The sequence below is a fragment of the Janibacter corallicola NBRC 107790 genome, assembly GCF_001570965.1.
In the GTDB taxonomy this organism is placed as follows: domain Bacteria; phylum Actinomycetota; class Actinomycetes; order Actinomycetales; family Dermatophilaceae; genus Janibacter; species Janibacter corallicola.
The window spans coordinates 1-6027 of the sequence record NZ_BCSR01000076.1 but is presented as its reverse complement, the minus strand read 5'-3'; the positions used below and the strand labels follow the sequence as shown (position 1 = coordinate 6027).

Annotated in this window: 4 protein-coding genes; all 4 read left to right on the top strand. The window is 69.1% G+C overall.

All coding sequences use genetic code 11. From position 1 onward, the window contains the following. Window positions 1-902, top strand: a 902-nt coding sequence (era, locus tag JCO01S_RS15050; RefSeq protein ID WP_068257600.1) for a GTPase Era, incomplete at its 5' end; no start/stop codon positions are given. Between the two features lie 190 nt (window positions 903-1092). Continuing rightward, window positions 1093-2847 carry a BCCT family transporter gene (locus JCO01S_RS15045; protein WP_068257598.1) on the top strand — a complete coding sequence of 585 codons (1755 nt, stop codon included), beginning with the start codon at window positions 1093-1095 and terminating at the stop codon, window positions 2845-2847. A gap of 75 nt (window positions 2848-2922) precedes the next feature. Beyond that, a complete protein-coding gene (locus JCO01S_RS15040; protein ID WP_068257595.1) occupies window positions 2923-3960 on the top strand; it encodes an aspartate-semialdehyde dehydrogenase in 1038 nt (345 codons plus the stop codon). A gap of 245 nt (window positions 3961-4205) precedes the next feature. Further along, the gene (gene leuA, locus JCO01S_RS15035; protein WP_068257592.1) at window positions 4206-5972 is read left to right on the top strand and encodes a 2-isopropylmalate synthase; all 1767 of its coding nucleotides are present in this window, start codon (window positions 4206-4208) and stop codon (window positions 5970-5972) included. Window positions 5973-6027 lie beyond the last annotated feature (55 nt).

Below are 6027 nucleotides of genomic sequence, written 5' to 3'. Positions count from 1 at the left end.
AGGCGGGCTTCGCCTGCCTCGTCGGCCGTCCCAACGCCGGCAAGTCGACCCTGACGAATGCGCTCGTCGGGGAGAAGGTGGCGATCACCTCGAGCAAGCCGCAGACGACCCGGCACACCATCCGGGGCATCGCCACGCGCGAGCGCCAGCAGCTGATCCTCGTGGACACCCCGGGGCTGCACAAACCCCGGACCCTCCTCGGCGAGCGGCTCAACGACCTGGTCCGGGACACCCTGCTCGAGGTGGACGTCATCGGCTTCTGCCTGCCCGCCGACCAGAAGATCGGGCCCGGCGACGGCTTCATCGCGGCGGACCTCATCGAGCTGCAGCGGGCCAAGAAGGTCCCGGTCGTGGCCATCGCGACCAAGAGCGACGCCGTGGACCGGGAGCGGCTGGCCGAGCACCTCATCGCCATCGACCAGCTCGGGGACTGGGCCGCGATCGTGCCGTGCTCGGCGGTGCGCGGCGACCAGGTCGAGGACGTGCGCCGGGTGCTCTCCGAGTACCTGCCGCCCTCGCCCGCGCCGCTCTACCCCGAGGAGGTGCGCACGGACGAGTCGAGCGAGAAGATGATCGCCGAGCTCGTGCGGGAGGCCGCCCTGGAGGGCGTGCGCGACGAGCTGCCGCACAGCCTCGCCGTCCTCGTCGAGGAGATCGTCCCGAGGGAGGGGCGACCGGAGGAGGACCCACTCCTCGACGTGCGCGTCCACCTCTACGTGGAGCGGGAGAGCCAGAAGGCCATCATCATCGGCCGGGGCGGCTCCCGGCTGCGCGAGGTCGGCACGACGGCACGGCGCGGGATCGAGGAGCTGCTGGGCCAGCAGGTCTACCTCAACCTGCACGTGAAGGTCGCCAAGGACTGGCAGCGGGACCCCAAGCAGATGCAGCGACTGGGCTTCTGAGCGATCCGCCCGGGTCGGTTCGGTTTGTGCCCGAGCGGATCGTGAGTCATCGTGGTTCGTTGGTGCCTGTGCGGCGCCCACATCCGCATGACGTCCACTACAGGGAGGAGTGGCCGCCCGCACACAGGCGGTCGGCCTTGAGCGCACCGTGAGCACACCTACGGAAACACCTGACCAGAGTGGCACCCCGTTGCGGAACTCGCGCCGGGTCGACCACCCGGCGCTGGAGAAGCGCGTCCTGGCCCGGGACGAGAAGTTCCCGCTGGACAAGATCGTCTTCGGCGTCACCGCCGTCCTCTCGCTGGCCTTCGTCCTCTGGGGCGTGATCAGCACCTCCAGCCTCTCCACCGCGTCGGCGAGCGGCCTCGACTGGGTCGTGACCAACACCGGCTGGCTCTTCGCCCTCGCTGCGACGGCCTTCGTCGTCTTCGTGATCTGGCTCGCGGCGAGCCACTACGGCAACATCCCGCTCGGGCAGGACGGCGAGCCGCCGGAGTTCAAGACGGTCTCCTGGATCGCCATGATGTTCTCCGCCGGCATGGGCATCGGTCTGATGTTCTGGGGCGCGGCCGAGCCGCTGATCCACTACGTCACCCCGCCGCCCGGAACCGGAGGCCAGGGCAGGCACGACGTGGCCATGGCCACCACGCTCTTCCACTGGACCCTGCACCCCTGGGCCATCTACACCCTCGCCGGCCTGGCGATCGCCTACGGCGTCTTCCGCAAGGGCCGGGGCCTGACGATCAGCGCCGTCTTCGAGCCGCTGCTCGGCCGCCGCGGGGTCAACGGGCCCGCGGGCAAGATCATCGACATCTTCGCGATCTTCGCGACGCTCTTCGGCTCCGCGACCTCGCTGGGCCTCGGCGCGCTGCAGATCTCCTCGGGTGCCCAGATCGTCGGCTGGGCCGATGACGGGGCCTCGAACGCGCTGCTCGTCGGCATCATCACCGTGCTCACGATCTGCTTCATCATCTCGGCGGTCTCCGGTGTCGAGCGCGGCATCCAGTACCTGTCGAACACCAACATGGTGCTCGCGTTGATCCTGGCCGTCTTCGTCTTCGTCGTCGGACCGACGGTCTTCATCCTCAACCTCGTCCCGACCGGGCTGGGCACCTACATCCAGCACCTCATCGACTACTCCGCCCGGACCAACGCCATCGGCGGGGAAGCGACCAACAGCTGGCTGGCGAGCTGGACGATCTTCTACTGGGCCTGGTGGATCAGCTGGACCCCCTTCGTCGGCATGTTCATCGCCCGCATCTCCCGGGGCCGGACCATCCGTGAGTTCGTCACCGGCGTGCTGCTCGTGCCGAGCGCGGTCAGCCTGATCTGGTTCGCGATCTTCGGTGGTGCCGCGATGCACGCCGAGGACGCCGGCGCCAAGCTCTCCGAGCTCAGCGGCGGTGAGGAGGCCACGCTCTTCGGCCTGCTGGACACGATGCCGGGGGCGACGGTCTCCTCCGTGCTGGTCATGGTCCTCGTGGCGATCTTCTTCGTCTCGGGCGCCGACGCGGCCTCCATCGTCATGGGGTCGCTGAGCGAGCACGGCACGTTGGAGCCGAACAAGGTCACGGTGATCTTCTGGGGTGTCGCCACCGGAGCGGCTGCCGCGGTCATGCTCATCATCGGTGGCGAGGACGCGCTGGCCGGCCTGCAACAGGTGGTCATCATCGCCAGCCTGCCCTTCGTGGTCATCATGATCGGCATGGCGGTGTCACTGGTGAAGGACCTGCAGGCCGATCCGCTCGTCGTGCGCCGGCGCTATGCCCGGATGGCGGTCGACAATGCCGTCGTCACCGGTGTCATCGAGCACGGGGACGACTTCGCGATCGCCGTGGACGAGGCCGGACCCGGCCAGGGCATCGACCGGAACAAGGCCCTGCACAAGACCCCGACGCCCGACGAGGACACGGCCACGCCGGCCTCCGAGGAGCAGGACGGGTAGCCCACATCGTGGATCCGGTGTCCGGGGCCCGAACGCCATGACGGCGTCCGGGCCCCGACCCGTATCCTGCTGCCCATGCACATCGGAGTTTTTGGAGCCACCGGCCAGGTCGGATCAGTCATTCGGACGCTGCTGGAGGAGCGGGACTTCCCCGTCACCTCGATGCGGTACTTCGCCTCTGCCCGATCCGCCGGGTCGACCCTGCCGTGGAAGGGCGAGGAGGTGACCGTCGAGGACACCGCGACCGCGGACTTCTCCGGGCTGGACATCGCGCTCTTCTCCAACGGGGGATCGACGAGCAAGGAGGTCGCGCCCAAGGTCGCGGCCGCCGGCGCCACCGTCATCGACAACTCGAGCGCCTGGCGCAAGGACCCGCAGGTCCCGCTCGTCGTCTCCGAGGTCAACGCCGAGGACATCGAGGACCTGCCCAAGGGCATCATCGCCAACCCCAACTGCACGACGATGGCCGCCATGCCGGTCCTGAAGGCGCTGCACGACGAGGCGGGGCTGGTCTCCCTTCGCGTGGCCACCTACCAGGCCGTCTCCGGCTCCGGTGGCAAGGGCCTGACCGAGCTCGACAGCCAGCTGCGCGCCGGCTACGCCTCGGGTGATCCCAAGGACCTCGCCCTGGACGGCGGGGCGGTCACGCTGCCCGAGCCACAGGTCTACGAGGTCCCGGTCGCCTTCAACGTCGTCGCGATCGCCGGCTCGATCGTCGAGGACGGCACGCTGGAGACCGACGAGGAGCAGAAGCTGCGCAACGAGTCCCGCCGGATCCTGCACGCGCCGGAGCTGCGCGTCTCCGGTACCTGCGTGCGGGTGCCCGTCTTCTCCGGCCACGCGCTGGCCATCCACGCCGAGTTCGACGAGGACATCACCCCGGAGCAGGCCACGAAGATCCTCGACGCGGCCCCCGGAGTGGTCCTGGCCGATGTGCCCAACCCGCTCTCGGCCACCGGCAAGGACGAGGTCCAGGTGGGTCGCATCCGCAAGGACCAGGCGGTCCCGGGCAACAAGGGTCTGAGCCTCTTCGTCGTCGGCGACAACCTGCGCAAGGGCGCCGCCCTCAACGCCGTCCAGGTCGCCGAGGCCGTGGCAGCGCGCAAGGGCTGAGTCCCGACGTCCCGACACGAGGACGCCCCGCACGTCGCCGCGTGCGGGGCGTCCTGCTCCCGCGAGTCGGGCGACCGAGGCCCGTCCGGATCGTGAGCGGCTCCGTCCGAGGGGTGGATGGGGAGTAGGGTGGCGGCCATGCGGACGGACCTGCTCCTTCTCTGCCGCGGCGAGGCCTGACAGACGGCCACCTCGTCGCGGAGTTCGTGGTGCCGCCCACCCATCGACGTGACGAAGGATGAAGGATGATCCACCCCCAGCAGGACACGCGGATGCCGATCCGCAAGTACGTGCCTTTCCAGGACCAGATCCGGGTCGAGCTGCCGGACCGCACCTGGCCGGACCAGGTGATGACCAAGGCCCCGCGCTGGTGCGCGGTCGACCTGCGTGACGGCAACCAGGCACTCATCGACCCGATGGACGCCGACCGCAAGCTGACGATGTTCCAGCTGCTGGTCCGCCTCGGGTACAAGGAGATCGAGGTCGGCTTCCCCAGCGCCAGCCAGACCGACTACGACTTCTGCCGCCGGCTCATCGACGGCGGCCACATCCCCGAGGACGTCACGATCCAGGTGCTCACGCAGTGCCGGGACCACCTGATCGAGAAGACCTTCGACGCCATTGCCGGCGCCCCCCAGGCGATCGTGCACTTCTACAACTCGACCTCGGTGCTGCAGCGGCGGGTCGTCTTCGACACCGATCAGGACGGCATCGTCGACATCGCCCTCCAGGGTGCCCGGCTGTGCAAGAAGCTGGAGGAGACCGTCCCCGAGACCACGATCATCTACCAGTACTCGCCCGAGTCCTACACCGGGACCGAGCTGGAGTTCGCGGCCCGGATCTGCAACGAGGTCATCGAGATCATCGACCCGACGCCGGACCACAAGATGATCATCAACCTGCCGGCCACGGTCGAGATGGCCACGCCGAACGTCTACGCGGACTCCATCGAGTGGATGAGCCGGCACCTGGACCGGCGGGAGTCGGTGATGCTCTCGCTGCACCCGCACAACGACCGCGGTGAGGGTGTCGCCGCTGCCGAGCTGGGCTACCTGGCCGGAGCGGACCGGATCGAGGGCTGCCTCTTCGGCAACGGCGAGCGCACCGGCAATGTCGACCTGGTCACGTTGGGAATGAACCTCTTCAGCCAGGGGATCGACCCGCAGATCGACTTCTCCGACATGGACGAGATCCGGCGCACCGTCGAGGAGTGCAACCAGCTGCCGGTGCACCCGCGCCACCCCTGGGGCGGCGACCTGGTCTACACCGCCTTCTCCGGCTCCCACCAGGACGCGATCAGCAAGGGCTTCGCCGACATGCAGGCCCGGGCCAAGGCGGCCGGCAAGGGCATCGACGACATCGACTGGGGCGTGCCGTACCTGCCCATCGACCCGCACGACATCGGCCGGGACTACGAGGCGGTCGTGCGCGTCAACAGCCAGTCCGGCAAGGGCGGCGTGGCCTACCTGCTCAAGTCCGAGGTCGGCCTGGACCTGCCGCGCCGGCTGCAGATGGAGTTCTCCCAGGTCGTGCAGCGCAAGACCGACTCCGACGGTGGCGAGATGAGCGGCGTCGCGTTGTGGGACGTCTTCAACGACGAGTACATCCTCAGCGAGGACAGGGACGGCTGGGGCCGGTTCCAGCCGGTGCGCACGACGATCACCGGTGAGGACGAGGGGCTGGACCACATCGAGGGCCACATCCTCGACCGTGGCCAGGAGCTGGAGATCGAGGGGACCGGCAACGGTCCGATCGCGTCCTTCATCGACGCCCTCTCCGCCTTCGACATCGACGTGCGCGTGCTGGACTACCACGAGCACGCGCTCTCTGCCGGTGGCGACGCCCGCGCCGCGGCCTACGTCGAGTGTGCCGTGGGCGAGCGGGTCCTGTGGGGGGTCGGCATGCACGACTCGATCGTCAAGGCCTCGCTGCGGGCGGTCCTCTCCGCGGTCAACCGTGCCGAGCGTGACGCCGCGGTCACCGAGGCGGAGGCAGCAACCGTCGACGCCTGAGACCCGACGGCGGCGGGGCGAAGGGGGCCGGTCACCGGCCCCCTTCGCCCCGTCT

Excerpts from the sequence above, each read along its gene's own strand:
- JCO01S_RS15040 (WP_068257595.1), top strand. The coding sequence starts at position 2,923 with ATGCACATCGGAGTTTTTGGAGCCACCGGCCAGGTCGGATCAGTCATT.
- leuA (WP_068257592.1), top strand. The coding sequence starts at position 4,206 with ATGATCCACCCCCAGCAGGACACGCGGATGCCGATCCGCAAGTACGTG.